Source organism: Sphaerisporangium sp. NPDC005288, assembly GCF_040607475.1.
Taxonomy (GTDB): domain Bacteria; phylum Actinomycetota; class Actinomycetes; order Streptosporangiales; family Streptosporangiaceae; genus Sphaerisporangium; species Sphaerisporangium rhizosphaerae.
The window spans coordinates 30,906-47,476 of record NZ_JBEXGT010000031.1; the positions used below are offsets into that span (position 1 = coordinate 30,906).

A 16,571-nucleotide genomic window follows, 5' to 3' on the forward strand; every position below is an offset into this window, starting at 1 on the left:
CCCGCCCCGGCGCCGCCCGACGGGAAGACCCGCCACCGCCCCCTTGGGCAACCTCATCGTGAACCTCAGGCCACCGGTGGGAAAAGCCGCCCTCGTGAACCTCAGGGCAGCAGCAAAGCCTTGCCGGGGACCTCGCGCGCCTCGATCGCCGCGTGCGCCTCGGCGGCCCGGACGAGGGGGAAGGTGCGGCCGATGACCGGTTCCAGCCGGCCCGCCGCCGCCTCGGCCATGGCCCGCTCGGCCAGCCGGTTCCGCTCGGCGAGACCGAGCTGCACGTCCTGGATGCCGCGAACGGTGATCTGGCGCCGGCCCGCCTCCGCCGGATCGATCGCGCTGAAGCCGCCGCCGGCCGCGCCGTGCGCCGAGAAGCGGGCGCCCGGGGCGGCGATCGCGAACGCCGCCTGCCCGATCCGGCCGCCCGCGCCGTCGAACACCACGTCGGGGCCGCCGCCGGTCACCTCCCGGACGTGCTCGGCCCAGCCGGGCTCGGTGTAGTCGACGACGACGTCGGCGCCCATCCGCTGGGCGAGGTCCAGTTTGCGCTCCCCGCGCGCCGCCGCGGTCACCCGCGCCCCGGCCGCCCGCGCGAGCTGGACGAGCAGGATGCCCATGCCGCCGGCCGCCGCCGTGACCAGCACCCGGTCACCCGGCTCGACCTCGGCCGCGTCGAGGACCGCGAGCCCCGTCACGCCGTCGTGCATGAGGGCCGCCGCCCAACTGAGGTCCAGGCCGTCCGGGACGGAGAGCAGCGCCTCCGCCGGGACGGCCACCCGCTCGGCGTACCCGCCCTGGGAGTCCGGGGTGCAGGCCGCGACCGTCCGGCCGGCCCAGGCGGCGTCCACCCCCCGGCCCGTGGCGCTCACCCGCCCGGCCACCGCCCCGCCCGGCACGTACGGCGGCTCGACCGCGAACCACTGCCGGGCCGTCCCGGAGCGGATCTGCGTCTCGACGAACAGGGTGTCGGCCGCCGCGACGTCGATCACGACCTGTCCCGGCTCCGCCACCGGATCGGGCACATCCGCCGCCACCAGCACCTCGGGGCCGCCGAACCGCTCCACTCGTACAGCGCGCATGCCGCCACTCCCTCTCATGGGACGACCGTCGTCCGAGGGCAGTCTCGAACTTCAACTCAAGGTGAAGTCAACTCCGCCGTCGCCTCGGCGGGCGTTCGGCGCACGTCCGGCAGCGCGAGCACGGCCAGATTGGCGGCGGCGACCAGGACCGCCCCGGCGACCAGCGGCGCCGCCGTGCCGGTCACGGCCGCGACCGGCGCGGCGACGGCCAGGCCGAGTGGCCGGGCGGCGAAGGAGATGAGCCCGTCGAACGCTCCCACGCGGCCCAGGGCCTCCTCCGGGATGCGCTGCTGCAACGACGTCTCCCAGAGGGGGGTCAGCACGCCGAGGCCGAACATGGCGACGCAGTAGGCTCCGGCGACCACCGCCAGCGGCATCGGCGGGCCGAAGGCCGCCAGGGGGAGAGCGTAGGCGGCGGCGCCGACCGCGACGGCCGCGAGCGGGCGGCGGACCGGCAGCCGGGGCGCGGCGTAGACGCCCACCAGCAGGCCGACGGTGCCGAGCTGGGTGATCAGCACCCACGAGGCCTCACCGCCGAGATCGCGCACGGCGATCAGCGGGCCGAGCGTCAGCAGGAAACCGGCGGCCAGGTGCCATACTCCGTGGCCGAGCACGCTGGCCAGGAACCACGGGTGCCGGCGGGTCTCCACCCATCCTTCGCGCAGGTCGGCGAGGAACGACCCGCGCGGGCCCCGCCGGACGGCGCGGGCGGGGCGCAGCCCGCCGAGCGTCAGCGCGGAGACGGCGAACAGTCCGCCGGTGAGCAGCGAGGACCAGCCCGGGCCGAGAGCGAGGACGAGCGCGCCGGCCGTGGCGGGAGCAACCACCTGGGCGAGCCCCTGGGCCACGCCGATGCGCGCGTTCACGCGCAGCCGCTCCTGGTCGGCCACCACGGCCGCCACCAGCGTCCGCACCGCGGGCGTCCCGAGGGCCAGGCCCGCGCCGGTGATCGCCGACAGCACCGCGATGTCGGGGATGCGGACCACGCCCGCGAGCAGTTCCGCCGCGACGCCGAGCTGTGCCGCGCCGCGCACCAGGTCGGCCGCGAGGACGACCCGCTGCGGAGGGAAGCGGTCGGCGACCACCCCGGCGACCGGGAGCATGAGCAGCATCGGGATCATCTCGCAGGCGAGGACGAGCCCGAGGTCGCCGGCGGAGCCGGTGGCGCGGACGACCGCGAGGGTCAGCGTCGTCGGGATCAGCGCGGTCGCCAGGGCCGCGATCGTCCGCCCGACGAGCAGGCGGCGCACAGGTGAGCTCATGGGCCGAGAACATATTTCGCTAGCTAATCTTTTGTCAACGAAATACTTGTCGGCGTAGCATACTTACGGGATGGAGGACTCCGTCGATCGGCATCTGGCGCGGTGGCGCGACAAGGCGCCGTTCGACGAACGGGTCGAGGCGATCATCACGCGCATCCAGCTCCTGGGACGCCACGTCGCGCACGCCAAGGACCGCGCGCTGGCCGAGGTCGGCCTTCAGGGGTTCGAGTTCGAGACCCTGCACCGCCTCGTGGCCCGGGGCGAGCCCTGGCGGGCGACGCCGTCCGAGCTGGCCACCGAGCTGATGGTCTCGCCGGCCGGCATGACCGGGCGCCTCGCGACCCTGGAAAACGCCGGCCTGGTCCGCAGGCTGCGCGGCGTCGAGGACCGCAGGCGCGTCGACGTCGAGCTCACCGAGCAGGGGCACGCCCGGTGGTACGCCGCCATGGAACTGCGCGGCACCGCCGAGGACGGCATGGTCCACCCCCTGACCCAGGCCGAGCAGGACACCCTGATCGCCCTCCTCAAACGCATGCTCATCCAAGCCGAGTCCACCCGCTGACCCACCGCCCCGCCCGCCCGGACCTGCCCCCGACGGGCCCCGCGACTCCGCCCTGACCGCGTCGACGGCTCACCGACGCTGGTATCAGAACTTGACCTCGCACCAGACGGCCCGCCCGTCGGTGTCCTCGTCGACTCCCCAGCAGTGCGAGATCTGCTCCACCAGGAACAGCCCCCGCCCACCCTCGCCAGAGGGGTCGTCGGAGACCCTCGGCCGTGTGCCCGCGCCCGTGTCCCTGACCGTCAGCCGGACTGTCTGATCTCGCTGTGCCAGCGTGATACTGACTCGGTACGACGCCTTGCGGGTGGAGGCGATTCCCCAGCACATGAGCTTGGGAATCATCAAGAGGGAGATGAAGAGATGGACTGGAGCACGGCTGTGTGGCGGAAGTCATCGAAATCCGGGTCGGATGGAGGGTCGTGCGTAGAGGTCGCTGCGGGGCCGACCGGGACGATGGGGGTTCGAGACAGCAAAGTCGCCGGGGGGCCGGTTGTCGTGGTGAACCCTGAGGAGTGGCGAGTGTTCCTCGCCGGGATCAAGTCCCGGTAAGCGAGGTCATGCTAGTGAAGGAGTTCGCCGAAGCCTCGGGGGATTAGGTGGGTGGGGAGGCGGATGCGTTCGACATGGCTGTTCTCGCCGGTCAGGCGGCGGAACAGCGGTTCGGTGGCGGTGCGGCCGGCTCCTGGGCCACCATGGTGATCGCCGGGTTCGGCAGGTCGGGGAGTGCCAAGTCGTCGAAACGTGTGATGGCCGGCCGTGACGCCCCGGCTTGCATGCGATCAGTCCGGGCATGAGACAGGTAGATCGTTATCGTGGCCGCAGAAAGAGTACGCCATGGCGATCCGCAAAGTCCGGTCGCGTTGATCGGTGACATAGTCGACGAGGAAGGCCGAGCTGTGACCACTGACGTCGCCGGTCCGGTGGGAAAGCTGTAGCACCAGTTCGGTTCGTGGCTGTACCTGTGGACGCCCGGACGAACACGTCTGGGTGACTTGACGGTTGCCTTCGGACAGGCCCATGTGCCGGAGGGTCGCGGGATCTCCGCCGTTTCCGAAGAAATCGTCGTTCGATGAGCCGTCGTGCGGAATGAGTGCGAAATCTTCGAGCCGTATCCCTCCTCGGGGATCCTCTAAGCGCACATTTCTCACTTTGATCGGTCCAGGTCGGTCCAGGCACAGACGGAGACCGCCATATAAATAGGGTCGCCCGGGTATGCTCGTGGTCATACCTTCGCCAATGATGATGCCTCCTTCGCCGAGCCATCTGAGCGGAGGTCTTCCCTGAGTGACGTCCGCAGAGCCTGATGCCGCGATCAGTGCGATGCATGCCAGAACCCTGCTGATGTCTCCCATGTTCAGTGACTTCGGTAGCCGCCCCATACGAGTATTGTCCCGGCCAATCGGCCGTCACATCTTGCGTCCTTCGATTCTCGCGGAGTGGGCGACGCCGCTGGCGCGTGGCGTTCGGACTCCAGTGGGCACGTGCGGTCCGCAATGGCAAGGCATCCAGATGGCCGGCCGTGGTGGTGAGCGCCGGGAAGCGGCGGGTCCTATTCAGACCGTGACGCATTCGGCGGTTGATCGCCAGATGAGTCGCGGTCTCATCGCTCGAAGACGGGTCAGGCAGGTGGGGGGAGTTCGCCGGAGCCTCGGGGGATGAGGTGGGTGGGGAGCTGGATGTGCTCGACCGGGCCGTTCTCGCCGGCCAGGCGGCGGAACAGCAGCTCGGCGGCCGTGCGGCCGAGGCCGATCGGGTCCTGGGCCACCACGGTGATCGCGGGGTCCAGCAGGTCGGCCAGCTCGAAGTCGTCGAAGCCCACGATCGCCGGCCGCGGAGTCGGAAGTGAGCGCAGGGCGGCCACCGTGAGCTGGCCGTTTCCGGTGAACAGGGCCGTCGGCGGGTCGCCGAGCGCCAGCGCGTCCGCCACCGCCGCGCTCACCCGGCTCTGCTCGGGAACGCCCATGGAGACCAGCGACGGGTCGTACGGCAGGCCGGCGGCCTCCAGAGCCTGACGGTAGCCGCGCAGCCGTTCTTGGGCGGTGAAGATGGCCGCCTGGTCGCCGAGGAAGGCGATGCGGCGGTGGCCGTGCGCGATGAGGTGGGCCACGCCCGTCGCGGCGCCCCCGGCGTTGTCGCACAGCACCGTGTCCACCTCGACGGCCGGGCCGGTGTGGCGGTCGGCCTCGGCGGTGGGGCCGGTGGGACGGTCGATATCGAAGGCAGGGCCGGTGGGATGGTCGGTCTCGGGGGTGGGGCCGGTGGGACGGTCGGCGAAGACGGCGCGGATGCCCGCGGCCAGCTCGGGGGCGAGGTAGCCGTGGTCGTACCCCGCCGGCACGATGACCAGCCCGTCGACGCGCCGGGCGCAGAAGGCCAGCACCAGCGCGCGCTCGCGCTGCGGGTCCTCGCCTGAGGAGCCGGTGAAGACCAGGGAGCCGTTGCGCAGCGCGACATCCTCCACGGCGCGGCTCAGGCCGGAGTAGAACGGGTCGGCGACGTCCTCGATGATGAGACCGATGCTGGCCGTGCGCCCTCGCCGGAGCACCCGGGCGCCGTCGTTGCGGCGGTAACCGAGCAGCTCGATGGCCTGGCGCACCCGTTCGGCGGTCGCCGCGTTGACGCCCGGCTCGTCGTTGACCACGCGGGACACCGTCTTGAGCGCGACGCCTGCCGTGGCCGCGACGTCGTTCATCGTGGGCCGCCCGCGCCTGGTCTCTGCCACGCTCCGCATCATTCCGTATCGGAGCGCGATGTGACAACGTTGTCACGAGCTCTGACCGGGGCGTCACACCTGGAGGTGACGGCGCCGCAGGGCGATCAGGGTGGGCGGTGCGACGTCCCGGGAGCCGACGCCCGCAGGCACGCCGCCGCTGGGGTCCGGCAGGAGCCGGCACGGTCCGGCGGGACGCCCCCGCACCGGTCCGGGGGGACCCCCGCGCGGGTCCGGCGGGACGCCCCCGCGCGGGTTCGGGGGAGCCGCCGCTGGGGTCCGATGGTGCCGGGATGCGCGGGGGTTCAAAGGGTCGAGGGGTGGGGGCCGGTGGTGGTGTGCAGGTCGGCCTCGACGCGGGCGGCGGTGGCGAGCAACGGGGGAAGCAGGTCGCGGCGGGCGGACTCCACGGTGGTGCGGCTGGCGTGCGAGGAGAGGTTCACGGCCGCGACGACCTGGCCCGCGCGGTCGCGGATGGGCGCGGCGATCGAGCGCAGGCCCTCCTCCAGCTCCTGGTCCACCATGGCCCACCCCTGGGCCCGCACCCGTTCGAGTTCGGCGGCCAGCGCGTCGCGGGAGGTGATCGTGCGGGAGGTGCGCCGTTCGAGGTCGGCGGAGGCGAAGTAGGCGTCGAGGTCGGCGGGCGGCAGCCAGGCGAGCAGAACCCGTCCCATCGAGGTGCAGTGTGCGGGGAAGCGCGTGCCGATGCTGATGGTCACCCGCATGATGCGCGTGGTCGGGACCCGGGCCACGTACACGATGTCGCCGTCGTCGAGCACCGAGACCGAGGCGGACTCGTGGACCTCGGCGACCAGCCGTTCCAGGTGGGGGAGGGCGACCTCGGGCAGCGACAGGCCGGACAGGTAGGCGTACCCGAGCTCCAGCACCCGGGGGGACAGCGCGAACAGCCGGCCGTCGGTGCGGACGTACCCGAGCTCGACCAGCGTGAGCAGGAACCGGCGCGCCGCCGCGCGGGTGAGGCCGGTGGAACGGGCCACTTCACTCAGCGTGAGCTCCGGATGCGCGGCGTCGAAGGCCCGGATGACCGCGAGCCCGCGGGCCAGCGACTGGACGTACTCCTCCGCCATGGTCAGGTCCCCTCTCGCGGTGACCGTTATACCAGCAGGCGTACGCGCGGCCGCTCATACCAGCGGATGTCGGGGCGGCCGCAGGGGATGCGGCGACGGTGTGCGGGGCCGATGGTGGTGCGGGTGGCCGTGGACGGGGTGCGCGGCGGCGTGTGCCAGGTGGGCCGAACGCTGCGCGGTGGTGTGCGGGGCCGATGGCGGTGCGGGTGGCCGTGGACGGGGTGCGCGGTGGCGGGTGCCGGGGTGCGCCGGGTGGCGGGGCAGGGGTTGTGCGTGGTTCGTGGTTCGTCGTTCGGGTGCCGAACGGATGTTCCGCGCTTACGGCGAGCATCTCCGGCGTAGCGACCGAAAGTGCGGTGGCGACAGGTGTTTTCGGACATTGACGCGGTTTGGTCGCAGGGATAGCTTGCACTGACACGTTCGTTGTGCGGAGTTCATGTTCGCAGAGCGAACGAACGTTGACGGCCCCTTGGAGCGCCTGCGGCGGGCGGCGGTGCCGGCTCAGCGACAGAGCACCACGGAAAGGCGTTGACCATGGAATTCCTCGACCCGAAGATCTGGTCCGGATCGGTCTACGGCGGCAGCGGCTGGACGGGCTCCCAGGCCGGCGACGCGGCGGTGATCGAGCCCGCCACCGGCAAGGAGATCGGCCGCGCCGGGATCGCCGGTCCCGCCGACATCGCGACGGCGGCCGGGCAGGCCGCGCGGGCCCAGCGCGCGTGGGCCGCCGCCTCCTTCGAGGAGCGCGCGGCCGTCCTGCGCAGGGCCGGCCGGCTGTTCGAGGACCACGCCGCCGACATCCAGTACTGGCTCGTCCGCGAGTCCGGCTCCATCCCCGGCAAGGCCGCCTTCGAGACCCACGTCGCCGCGCAGGAGTGCTACGAGGCCGCCGCACTGGCCTCCCAGCCGCCCGGCGAGATCCTGCCGACCGCGAAGCAGCGCCTCAGCCTGGCCCGGCGCGTGCCGGTGGGCGTGGTGGGGGTGATCGCGCCGTTCAACGCGCCGCTGATCCTCGGCATCCGGTCGGTCGCCCCGGCGCTCGCGCTCGGCAACGCCGTGGTGTTCAAACCCGACCCGCGCACCGCCGTCTGCGGCGGCGTCGCCATCGCCCGCGTCTTCGAGGAGGCCGGACTGCCGGCGGGCCTGCTGCACATGCTGCCCGGCGGCGTGGACGCCGGCGAGGCGCTGGTCACCGACCCGCGCGTCCGCGTCGTGTCGTTCACCGGCTCGACGGCGGCCGGACGCAAGGTCGGCGAGCTGGCAGCGCGGCACCTCAAGCGCGTCCACCTGGAGCTCGGCGGCAACTCCGCGCTCATCGTCCTGGACGACGCCGACGTGGACCTGGCCGTCTCGGCCGGCGCGTGGGGCTCGTTCTTCCACCAGGGGCAGATCTGCATGACCGCGGGACGGCACCTGGTCCACGCCTCGGTCAAGGACGAGTACGTCGAGCGGCTCGCCGCCAAGGCCGACCACATGCCGGTCGGCGACCCGGCCACCGAGCAGGTCGCCCTCGGCCCGCTCATCGACCGGCGGCAGCGGGACAAGGTCCACGCGCTGGTCACCGGCAGCCTCGACAGCGGGGCCCGCCTCGCGGCCGGCGGCACCTACGAGGAGCTGTTCTACCGCCCGACCGTGCTGACCGACCTGACGACGTCCGCGCCCGCGTACGCCGAGGAGGTCTTCGGCCCGGTCGCTCCGGTGATGCCGTTCTCCTCCCTGGAGGAGGCGGCGTCGCTGGCCGGCGACAGCGAGTACGGGCTGTCGCTCGGCATCCTGACCCGCGACGCGATGAAGGGTCTGGCGCTCGCCGACCTCATCCCCACGGGCATCGTCCACATCAACGACCAGACCGTGGACGACGAGGCGGTGGCGCCGTTCGGCGGCGTCGGATCCTCCGGGACCGGGTCGCGGTTCGGTGGCACCCGGGCGAACATCGAGGCGTTCACCGACACCCAGTGGGTGACCATGCAGGGCGACATCGCGCGCTATCCGTTCTGATGGCCACCGATAGGCTCCGGGGTCTATGAAGCCCCCGGCCGCCCCCGGCCCCGGACCAGAACGCGAGCGGACGCCGGACCCCACCCCGGGCGGCCCCGACGCCGGACAAGAAGGCGAGGGGACGCCGGAGTCCGCCTCGCCCCCCGGTTCCGGTCAAGAACGCGATCGGGGGTCCGAGTCCGCTTCGACGCCCGGTCGCGGACAAGGACGCGACCGGACGTCCGAGTCCGCTTCGACCTCCGAACCCGGACAGGAACGCGGCCGGGGGTCCGAGTCCGCTTCGACGCCCGGTCGCGGACCAGGAGAACGCGAGCGGACGCCCGCCCCGCCGGCCGGGGGCGGGCGTCCGGCGGCGGCGGGTGTGCTGCTGGTGGCGGGTTTCGTGCTCGCCGCGCTGAACCTGCGGCCCGCGCTCGCCGGCGTCTCGCCGCTGCTGAGCGAGATCATGGCCGACCTCGGCCTGACCCCGGCCGCCGGCGGGGGGATCACCACGGTCATGGTGGTCTGCCTCGGCCTGCTGGCTCCGGTCGCCCCCGCCCTGGCGGCCAGGGCCGGGCTCGACCGCACGCTGCTCATCGGGCTGCTCATCCTGGCCGCGGGCACCCTCGTGCGCGGACTCGGCGGCGTCGTGACCCTCTACGCCGGGTCCGCCATCGCCGGCACCGCCATCGCGATCATGAACGTGGTGATGCCCGGGGTGGTCAAACAGCACTTCCCCGACCGCGTCGGCCTGTTCACCGGCGTCTACGTCTCGGGCCTGGTGACCGGCGCCGCGTCGGCCTCGGCGCTGATGGTGCCGATCGAGCAGCGGTACGGCTGGCGCGTGGCGGCCTGCTCGGTGGCCGTCCTGGCGCTGGCGGCGGCACTGCTGTGGGCGCCGCAGGCGTTCGGCCGGCTCGCGCGCGGCGGGCGCGCCGGCGCCGGGCACCGGCCGTACGCCGCGCTGCTGCGCAGCCGCGTGACCTGGTACGTCATGACCTTCATGGGCGTGCAGTCGCTGACCTTCTACATCCTGCTCGCCTGGCTGCCGACGATCTTCCGCGACTCCGGGCTGCCGGCGGACCAGGCCGGCTACCTGCTCGCCCTGACCAACCTCGCACAGCTCGCCGCCACCCTGACGGTGCCCTCGCACGCCGGCCGGGCCCGGTCGCAGGCGCCGCACATCGTGGCCGCCGCGCTGCTGACGGCCGCCGGGTACGTGGGCGTGCTGTTCTGGCCGGCCACGGTGCCGTGGCTGTGGATGATCATTCTCGGGGTGGGGCAGGGAGCGTCGATCGCGCTCGCGCTGCTGATCATCGCGCTGCGGGCGCCCGACCCGGCCTCGGTGACCGCGCTGTCGGCCGTGGCGCAGTCGTCGGGCTACCTGCTCGCCGCGCTCGGCCCCTTCCTGATCGGGCTGCTGCACCAGCTCTCGGGCGGCTGGACGGTGCCGCTGGCCGTCGGGCTGGCGGCGTGCGGGCTGCAACTGGTCTCGGGCGTGCTGGCGGGGCGCCCGCCCGCGCCGCTCACGGATTCGTCGGGGCCAGGTCGGCGCCGAGGGGGACGGCCGGGTTGAGGCTGTTGTCCACGACCATCATCTCGTAGGGGAACCGTCCGACGCCCCTCTTCCACTGCACCCCCACCGGCTGCTGGACGGCGACGCCCGGCACCGGCCCGCGGGAGAAGTCCAGCACGCCGGACATGCCGGAGTAGTTCAGCGTCCTGAGCCGCGCGGCGACGGCCTGGCGGTCCCGCGGCGAGTCGACCTTCGTGAACGCCTGGTGGGCGATCTCGAACAGCGAGTAGACCGAGCCGAGGGTCTGCAGCCACTGCCGGCCGCTGGCCGACTGGTAGGCCTCGGCGAGGCTCTTGGCGCTCTCGCCGTCCAGCGAGGAGGTGTTCGGCATGTAGGGGCCCCACCAGGAGTCGGTGGCGATGTTGTCCACCAGGCCGCCCAGGGGCAGCGTGTCGGAGGGGAACAGCAGGACCTTGGCCACCGTGGCCAGCCGGGGACGGAACCCCTCGCTCGCCGCCTGCCGCCACATGCGGTTGAAGTCGGGGGTCAGCGGGGCGTTGATGAAGATCTCGCACCGCTCGCGCCGGAACTTGGCGATCATCCGGGCGAAGTCGCGGCCGTCGTTGTAGGCGCCGCCGTCCACCCAGGTGTATCCCGCCTTCTCGATGATCGCCGGCCAGGCGCGCCGGAAGGCGTTGCCGTCGGCGTCGTCGGGGAACATGCCGGCCACCACCTTGTTGGTGGGGACCCGGTTCCACATCGGGACGAAGCACCCGCCGAACTGGTCGACGCCGAGGAAGAACATCGTCGTGTACGTGAAGGGGCGGGGGTGGGCGGCGTCGGCCTGGCGGGAGAAGTACCAGGCCTCCCAGGGGACGACGGTCGCGACGCAGGGGATGCCCTGGGCCTCGCACACCGACGCCACCGGGTTGGTCGTCTCGGGGGCGGAGCTGGTGAGGACCATGTCGGCCCGGTGGTGCGCGATGAGCTCACCGGCCGCCCGCGCGGCCAGCCGGGGGTCGGACACGCTGTCCTTCACCACGATCTCCACGTCGTACCTGCGGCCGCCGACGGTGAACCCGTTGGCGTAGGGCGGGGTCTGGCGGACGCGGTCCACGACGAAGTCGTCTCCGGAGGCGAAGCCGGCGAGCGCCCCCGACCGGGGGCTGACGAAGCCGATCACGATCTTTCCGCTGTCGGTCCGGATCTCCTCGCCGGGCGCGCCGCAGGCGGCGCCGGCCGCGGCGAGGGCGCCAAGGCCCACGCCCCTGAGTAAGGCGCGGCGGGGGAGGGACGATCCGTGCATGCATGCCTCCGATATCGGCGCGGCCCGCCCGTCCGTCGCCGGACCCGGCGCGGGACGGCACCCGTCTTTCTGAAATGTCGGGATGATCGCTGTTCTGTGCAGATGATTACCGATAACGGAGCACGGTCGCTGGTGATCCTCCATAGTCGTCGTCCTCCGCCCACCGCGGTGCGCGTGTCATGCGCGAGGGAAATCCTCTGACCAGGCCTAACATCGAGCGTGACCTGCGTTCGATGGCCTGCGGCCGGCGCGCCGGCGGGCCTGCTGGCCCTGCTGTCTCTGCTGTCCCCGCTGCCGGGCGGCACCGCCTCCACCGCCTCCGCCGGCGCCTCGTCCGACATGTCCTCCCTCGCCTCCGTCGCTGTGGCCGCCCCACGGCCGGCGTCGCGCGAGGGGTCGCGGTCGTACCCGGTCGTCATCGCGCACCGGGGCGCCTGCGCGTACCGGCCCGAGCACACCTTGCCGTCCTACCGGATGGCCATCGCCATGGGCGCGGACTTCCTGGAGCCCGACCTGGTGTCCACCAAGGACCATGTGCTGGTCGCCCGGCACGAGAACGAGATCTCCCAGACCACCGACGTCGCCCGCCACCCCGAGTTCGCCGCGCGCAGGACGACCAAGGTGATCGACGGACGCACGCTCACCGGCTGGTTCACCGAGGACTTCACCCTCGCCGAGCTGCGCACCCTGCGCGCCGTCGAACGGCTGCCGGCCCTGCGGCCGGGCAGCGCCGCCTTCGACGGCCTCGCGCCCGTCGCCACCTTCGAGGAGATCGTGGCGCTCGCCAAGCGGTCGGGCGTCGGCGTCTACGCCGAGACCAAGCACCCCGGCTACTTCGCCTCCATCGGGCTGCCCCTGGAAGGGCCGCTGCTCGCGACGCTCGGCCGCTACGGCTGGCGCGAGCGGGCCGACCCGGTGTGGATCGAGTCGTTCGAGACCGCGAACCTGCGGGCGCTGCGCCACCGGACTCGGCTGCGGCTGGTCCAGCTCCTGGAGGCGGCCGGCGCGCCCCGCGACCTGGTGACCAAGGGAGACCCGCGCACCTACCGCGACCTGGCCACCCCCGCAGGGCTGGCCGAGATCGCCACCTACGCCGACGCCGTCGGCGTCCCCACCGATCTGGTGCGGCCGGTCGACCGCCACGGCCGGCTGGGCGCCCCCACCCCGCTGGTCGCCGACGCCCACCGGCACAATCTGGACATCCACGTCTGGACGGTCCGGCCGGAGAACGCCTACCTTCCCGCCCCCTTCCGGCTGGGCGACCCGGCGGCGCCCGGGTACGCGAGCGCGCACGGCGATGTGGCCGGCTGGCTCCGGACGCTGTACGGGCTCGGCGTCGACGGGGTGTTCAGCGACGACCCGGGCGCCGCCCGGCGGGTCCGCGACGAGGTCGTCCGCGGCGCCGGCCTCGTGCACGGGGCGAGCGGCACCGGAGGCTCCCCCGCTGAGACGCCTGACGAGGAAGTGCCCAATGCTCAGGCGTCCGGCGGGGGAGCCCTCTACGCCCGGGCGGCCGGTGAAGGCGGGCCCTCTGCTCAGGCCTCCGGCGAAGGGGGGCCCGTGGCCGGGCGCCCCTGGCAGGCGGCGCCGGTCAGACCAGCGCCTCCGCGTCCGCCGGGCGCAGCTCGTCCGCGTAGCTCACCGAGGCGCGGCGCATGACGCCGTCGTCGCTGATGGAGTACTGACCGAGGCGCCACAGCGGGGGAGAGTAGGCGTGGATCGACACGGTGGCGGGCGCGTGGCCGTTGATCCGGTGGATGTGCTCGGGCCCGAACGACAGCGCCTCGCCTTCGGAGACCAGCGTCTCCAGCGGCTCGCCCCCGATGCGCGGGTTGGACTCCTTCAGCGTGCCCGCGACCACTCGGACGGCGCCGGAGGAGACGTCGTGGTCGTGCCAGCCCGTGTCGTCCTCGGGCCGCCAGCAGATGACCCAGACGTCCACGAAGGAGTCGCGGTGGAGGGAGGCGTAGTGGCGCGCCTCTCCGCTGTCCCCGAAGGCGACGTGCGGCGCCCACACCTCGGGACGCGCCGCGAGGTCTTCGACGAGATCGCGCAGTTCGCGCTTGTCCAGGTATCGGTCGGGCAATGACTCCCAGGTCATCGGTGCACGGCTCCTTCCAGAGAGAGCAGGCGCGTGGGGTTGGTGAGGGATATCTGCTGCTCGATGGCCTCGCCGAGCAGCGTGCGGGCGGGCTCGGCGTAGGGGGCGTCCGAGCCGAGCACCACGACCTCGACGCCGACCACCCGGGTGATCGCGTCGATGGCCTGGTGGCCGTAGGAGGAGGTCTCGAGGTAGGCGTCGGGGTCGACCGAGCCGCGCGCCGAGCCGCCCCGGGCGATGAGGCGCTCCACGTGCAGCGGGGCCAGGCCGGCGAGCAGCGCGAAGCAGACCCGCAGGCGCGGGTGCCGTGGCCGGCCGAACGCGCGGAAGGCGTACCAGGCGGCGTGCATCTGCTGGACGTAGGGCACCAGCGCCGGCCACCACGCGGGCCCCTCGGCGGCGCCCGCCGGGCCCGGATGGACGAACAGGGGCAGGTCGCGGTCGTGGAGCAGGTCGAGCAGTGGCGCGACGCGGGCGAGGCCCTCGGCGTCCAGCAGGGCGGTCGCGGGGAGCTGGAGCCCGGCGAAGCCGCGGTCCAGCGCCTCTGCGGTGCGCGCGGGGTCGACCGCGCTGACGCAGGCGGAGGCCCAGGCCCGGAATGACGGCGGCAGGCTCAGCGCCCCCTCGTGGTAGGCGTCGAGCAGCGGCCAGGCGTCGCCGGGCGGCAGGTGCTCGACGCCGAGCGGGCTGGACAGCGACACCAGCGCCAGGTCGATGCCGTGGTCGCGGTTGAAGCCGAGCCGGTGGCGGAGGTCGTGGTCGCGGGGGTTCACCTCGTACGGCGCCTCGCCGTCGAGGTGCAGCGTCCAGCCCGACAGGAACGGCGGCGTGGCCCGCCGGCGCAGCGCCTCCACGAACCCGGCCGTCCAGATGTGCTGGTGCACGTCGATCCCCATGTCACCTCCTCGCCGACCAGCTCACCCTATATTACCTACTCGCTTTATAGGCTTCTTCTCGGGAATTGCGCTGAATCGATTCACTGATACGTTTCAGTGAAACGCTTCACCTCGGCCTCCGTCAACAGCGGGTCCATGCTGCGAGACGAGGGGGAACGTTCCGGACCCCACCCGTCGCGCGGGTTCGGCATAAGCTGGCGAGATGCCGCGTTCCCAGCCGCGCAAGCGGGCGACGATCCGCGAGGTCGCGCAGGCGACCGGACTGTCGCCGGCGGCCGTCTCCTACGCGCTGCGAGGTATGCAGGTCTCCGAGGAGACCATCGAGCGGGTGCGCCAGGCGGCCGCCGAGCTCGGATACGAGGCCGACCCGATCGCGCGGGCCCTGGCCAGCGGCCGCACCGGGATGATCGGCGTGCTGTGCGGCTCGCTGGAGGACCTGTGGCAGCAGTCGCTCGCCGTCGGGCTCGGGCGGGCCCTGCGCGACAAGGACCGCTACGCGCTGATCCTCGACGCCGCCGGCGACCCGGCCCGCGAGCGCGCGCTGGCGCTCCAGCTCCGCGACCAGCGCGTGGACGGGCTGATCGTGCAGCCGGTCGACCCGGCGGCGCCGTTCTGGGCGCAGCTCGCCGACGGCCTCCCGGTGGTCGCCATCGGCGACGCGCTGCTCGACGCGCGCACGGCGGGCGAGGTCGTCTTCGACAACCGCAACGGGGTCACGCTGGCCCTTGAGTACCTCCGCAACAAAGGCCACGGCCGCATCGCCGTCCTGACCCCCACGCGGCCGAGCACCCCCGACCGGCCGGCCGACGTCCACGTGACCGCCGAGGCCGAACGCCTGAAGCTCGACATCGAGGTGACGACCGCGCCGCACGGGCTGGCCGCCACGACCGCGGCCGCCCGTGAGCTCCTGGCGGACGACGCGCGGCCGAGCGCGGCCTTCTGCTTCTCCGACTCCATCGCCTACGGCGTGTACGCGGCGGCGGCCGAGCTGGGGCTGTCCATCCCCGAGGACATCTCGGTCATGGGCTACGACGACCATCCGATGTCGGGGCTGCTCACTCCCGGCCTCACCACGGTCAACTGGGACATCGGCGGCATCGTCCGCGCGGCCGTCCGCCTGGTCGTCGCGGCGGCGGACGGCCGCAACCGCAGGCGCAGGATCATCCAGGAGCCCGAACTACGCGAACGCGGCTCGGTCGCCGACCTCGGCCTCGGCTGACGCCGGGCTCAGTCTTCGTTCAGGCCCAGCACCATGTCCAGGATCCAGGTGATCACGCCGACGAGGATGGCGCCGAGGAAGGCGGCCCAGAAGCCGTCCACGTGGAAGGGCAGGTCGAGCTGCTCGGCGATCCAGCTGGTCAGCAGCAGGAGCAGGGCGTTCACCACCAGGGCGAACAGTCCGAGCGTGAGCACGTAGAAGGCGCAGCCGAAGGTCTTGATGATCGGCTTGAGCACCGCGTTGACGATGCCGAAAATCAGGGCGACGGCCACGAGCGTGCCGGCGGTGCGCGTGGAGGTCGCCCCGGAGACGGTGATGCCCGGGATCAGTTGTGTCGCCGCCCACAGTGCGCCCGCGACGATAAGGATCTTGATGATGATCTTCACGCTTTCGATGGTCGCACCAGTCACGGGCGGGCGGTAGAGGCTGAGGACCTGGGGCACGCGCTTTTCCGGCTCGCGGGACCGGTCGCCCTGGACGTCCGTGACGGCCGTTCGCACGAACGATCTCCCAGGCGTTCGAACGTGCATATCCCTGTGATCGGGGGGAAAGTGGCTAAAAGGGGGTGAGCCCGTATGGACCGGGACGAGCTGCAGTCGCTGTCGCCCAGGGAACTGCACGACAGGGCGGTGCACTATGCGGTCACGCACGGCGACTTCGGCTTCCTGTGGGACCTGCTCAAGGTGATCCCGGCGGCCGAGGCGGCGAGCGGTCACTCCGAGGAGACGGCCAACGACCTCAGCAGGGTCTCGGCGCTTCTCAGCGACGCCATGGCCTCCGGCGAGGGAGAGCTCGGCGAAGCGCTGCGGCCGGTCTACCTCTCCTACCTGTCCAAGCACCCCGACGCCTGAAGACGCCCCG

Annotated in this window: 17 protein-coding genes; 7 read left to right on the top strand and 10 right to left on the bottom strand. The window is 72.7% G+C overall.

The window, feature by feature from the left end:
* Window positions 1-101: 101 nt before the first annotated feature.
* Window positions 102-1,073, bottom strand: coding sequence for a zinc-binding dehydrogenase (locus tag ABZU32_RS26595; RefSeq protein WP_354926159.1), 972 nt, complete (start codon window positions 1,071-1,073; stop codon window positions 102-104).
* A gap of 56 nt (window positions 1,074-1,129) precedes the next feature.
* Window positions 1,130-2,335, bottom strand: coding sequence for an MFS transporter (locus ABZU32_RS26600; protein WP_354926161.1), 1,206 nt, complete (start codon window positions 2,333-2,335; stop codon window positions 1,130-1,132).
* A gap of 70 nt (window positions 2,336-2,405) precedes the next feature.
* Here ABZU32_RS26600 and ABZU32_RS26605 point away from each other — a divergent pair, with 70 nt between their 5' ends.
* A complete protein-coding gene (locus tag ABZU32_RS26605) occupies window positions 2,406-2,897 on the top strand; it encodes a MarR family transcriptional regulator (protein ID WP_354851926.1) in 492 nt (163 codons plus the stop codon).
* Between the two features lie 84 nt (window positions 2,898-2,981).
* On the opposite strand, the gene ABZU32_RS26610 is transcribed toward ABZU32_RS26605, so the two are convergent.
* Window positions 2,982-3,239 (bottom strand): ATP-binding protein, encoded by a 258-nt coding sequence (locus ABZU32_RS26610; RefSeq protein WP_354926163.1) that lies wholly within the window; start codon window positions 3,237-3,239, stop codon window positions 2,982-2,984.
* Window positions 3,240-3,257: 18 nt separating this feature from the next.
* Here ABZU32_RS26610 and ABZU32_RS26615 point away from each other — a divergent pair, with 18 nt between their 5' ends.
* Window positions 3,258-3,446 (top strand): DUF397 domain-containing protein, encoded by a 189-nt coding sequence (locus tag ABZU32_RS26615; protein ID WP_354926165.1) that lies wholly within the window; start codon window positions 3,258-3,260, stop codon window positions 3,444-3,446.
* Between the two features lie 230 nt (window positions 3,447-3,676).
* Here ABZU32_RS26615 and ABZU32_RS26620 read toward each other — a convergent pair whose 3' ends face one another.
* The 3 genes from ABZU32_RS26620 to ABZU32_RS26630 all read right to left on the bottom strand — a co-directional run bounded on the left by ABZU32_RS26620 (window position 3,677) and on the right by ABZU32_RS26630 (window position 6,695).
* Window positions 3,677-4,036, bottom strand: a complete 360-nt coding sequence (locus ABZU32_RS26620; protein ID WP_354926167.1) for a hypothetical protein — start codon at window positions 4,034-4,036, stop codon at window positions 3,677-3,679.
* Window positions 4,037-4,515: 479 nt separating this feature from the next.
* The gene (locus ABZU32_RS26625) at window positions 4,516-5,628 is read right to left on the bottom strand and encodes a LacI family DNA-binding transcriptional regulator (RefSeq protein ID WP_354926169.1); all 1,113 of its coding nucleotides are present in this window, start codon (window positions 5,626-5,628) and stop codon (window positions 4,516-4,518) included.
* Window positions 5,629-5,912: 284 nt separating this feature from the next.
* Window positions 5,913-6,695, bottom strand: coding sequence for an IclR family transcriptional regulator (locus ABZU32_RS26630; protein ID WP_354926171.1), 783 nt, complete (start codon window positions 6,693-6,695; stop codon window positions 5,913-5,915).
* A 534-nt stretch (window positions 6,696-7,229) separates the two neighbouring features.
* Here ABZU32_RS26630 and ABZU32_RS26635 point away from each other — a divergent pair.
* A complete protein-coding gene (locus tag ABZU32_RS26635; protein WP_354926173.1) occupies window positions 7,230-8,693 on the top strand; it encodes a benzaldehyde dehydrogenase in 1,464 nt (487 codons plus the stop codon).
* A 361-nt stretch (window positions 8,694-9,054) separates the two neighbouring features.
* The gene (locus tag ABZU32_RS26640) at window positions 9,055-10,248 is read left to right on the top strand and encodes an MFS transporter (RefSeq protein ID WP_354926175.1); all 1,194 of its coding nucleotides are present in this window, start codon (window positions 9,055-9,057) and stop codon (window positions 10,246-10,248) included.
* On the opposite strand, the gene ABZU32_RS26645 is transcribed toward ABZU32_RS26640, so the two are convergent.
* Window positions 10,199-11,452, bottom strand: coding sequence for an ABC transporter substrate-binding protein (locus ABZU32_RS26645; RefSeq protein ID WP_354926177.1), 1,254 nt, complete (start codon window positions 11,450-11,452; stop codon window positions 10,199-10,201). The genes ABZU32_RS26640 and ABZU32_RS26645 overlap by 50 nt on opposite strands.
* A 261-nt stretch (window positions 11,453-11,713) precedes the next feature.
* Here ABZU32_RS26645 and ABZU32_RS26650 point away from each other — a divergent pair, with 261 nt between their 5' ends.
* A complete protein-coding gene (locus tag ABZU32_RS26650) occupies window positions 11,714-13,153 on the top strand; it encodes a glycerophosphodiester phosphodiesterase (RefSeq protein ID WP_354926180.1) in 1,440 nt (479 codons plus the stop codon).
* On the opposite strand, the gene ABZU32_RS26655 is transcribed toward ABZU32_RS26650, so the two are convergent.
* The gene (locus ABZU32_RS26655; RefSeq protein ID WP_354851953.1) at window positions 13,086-13,595 is read right to left on the bottom strand and encodes a cysteine dioxygenase family protein; all 510 of its coding nucleotides are present in this window, start codon (window positions 13,593-13,595) and stop codon (window positions 13,086-13,088) included. The genes ABZU32_RS26650 and ABZU32_RS26655 overlap by 68 nt on opposite strands.
* On the bottom strand, window positions 13,592-14,491 hold the full coding sequence (locus tag ABZU32_RS26660; protein WP_354926182.1) for an amidohydrolase: 900 nt from the start codon (window positions 14,489-14,491) through the stop codon (window positions 13,592-13,594). The genes ABZU32_RS26655 and ABZU32_RS26660 overlap by 4 nt, the downstream gene beginning before the upstream one ends.
* A gap of 202 nt (window positions 14,492-14,693) precedes the next feature.
* On the opposite strand from ABZU32_RS26660, the gene ABZU32_RS26665 reads away from it, so the two are divergent.
* Window positions 14,694-15,710 (top strand): LacI family DNA-binding transcriptional regulator, encoded by a 1,017-nt coding sequence (locus tag ABZU32_RS26665; protein ID WP_354851956.1) that lies wholly within the window; start codon window positions 14,694-14,696, stop codon window positions 15,708-15,710.
* Between the two features lie 8 nt (window positions 15,711-15,718).
* On the opposite strand, the gene ABZU32_RS26670 is transcribed toward ABZU32_RS26665, so the two are convergent.
* Entirely contained in the window at window positions 15,719-16,096 is a 378-nt protein-coding gene (locus tag ABZU32_RS26670) for a phage holin family protein (RefSeq protein WP_354851958.1), read from the bottom strand.
* A 189-nt stretch (window positions 16,097-16,285) separates the two neighbouring features.
* On the opposite strand from ABZU32_RS26670, the gene ABZU32_RS26675 reads away from it, so the two are divergent.
* On the top strand, window positions 16,286-16,561 hold the full coding sequence (locus tag ABZU32_RS26675) for a hypothetical protein (protein ID WP_354851960.1): 276 nt from the start codon (window positions 16,286-16,288) through the stop codon (window positions 16,559-16,561).
* Window positions 16,562-16,571 lie beyond the last annotated feature (10 nt).

Excerpts from the sequence above, each read along its gene's own strand:
- ABZU32_RS26595 (WP_354926159.1), bottom strand. The coding sequence starts at position 1,073 with ATGCGCGCTGTACGAGTGGAGCGGTTCGGCGGCCCCGAGGTGCTGGTG.
- ABZU32_RS26600 (WP_354926161.1), bottom strand. The coding sequence starts at position 2,335 with ATGAGCTCACCTGTGCGCCGCCTGCTCGTCGGGCGGACGATCGCGGCC.
- ABZU32_RS26605 (WP_354851926.1), top strand. The coding sequence starts at position 2,406 with ATGGAGGACTCCGTCGATCGGCATCTGGCGCGGTGGCGCGACAAGGCG.
- ABZU32_RS26610 (WP_354926163.1), bottom strand. The coding sequence starts at position 3,239 with ATGATTCCCAAGCTCATGTGCTGGGGAATCGCCTCCACCCGCAAGGCG.
- ABZU32_RS26615 (WP_354926165.1), top strand. The coding sequence starts at position 3,258 with ATGGACTGGAGCACGGCTGTGTGGCGGAAGTCATCGAAATCCGGGTCG.
- ABZU32_RS26625 (WP_354926169.1), bottom strand. The coding sequence starts at position 5,628 with ATGCGGAGCGTGGCAGAGACCAGGCGCGGGCGGCCCACGATGAACGAC.
- ABZU32_RS26630 (WP_354926171.1), bottom strand. The coding sequence starts at position 6,695 with ATGGCGGAGGAGTACGTCCAGTCGCTGGCCCGCGGGCTCGCGGTCATC.
- ABZU32_RS26635 (WP_354926173.1), top strand. The coding sequence starts at position 7,230 with ATGGAATTCCTCGACCCGAAGATCTGGTCCGGATCGGTCTACGGCGGC.
- ABZU32_RS26655 (WP_354851953.1), bottom strand. The coding sequence starts at position 13,595 with ATGACCTGGGAGTCATTGCCCGACCGATACCTGGACAAGCGCGAACTG.
- ABZU32_RS26660 (WP_354926182.1), bottom strand. The coding sequence starts at position 14,491 with ATGGGGATCGACGTGCACCAGCACATCTGGACGGCCGGGTTCGTGGAG.
- ABZU32_RS26665 (WP_354851956.1), top strand. The coding sequence starts at position 14,694 with ATGCCGCGTTCCCAGCCGCGCAAGCGGGCGACGATCCGCGAGGTCGCG.
- ABZU32_RS26675 (WP_354851960.1), top strand. The coding sequence starts at position 16,286 with ATGGACCGGGACGAGCTGCAGTCGCTGTCGCCCAGGGAACTGCACGAC.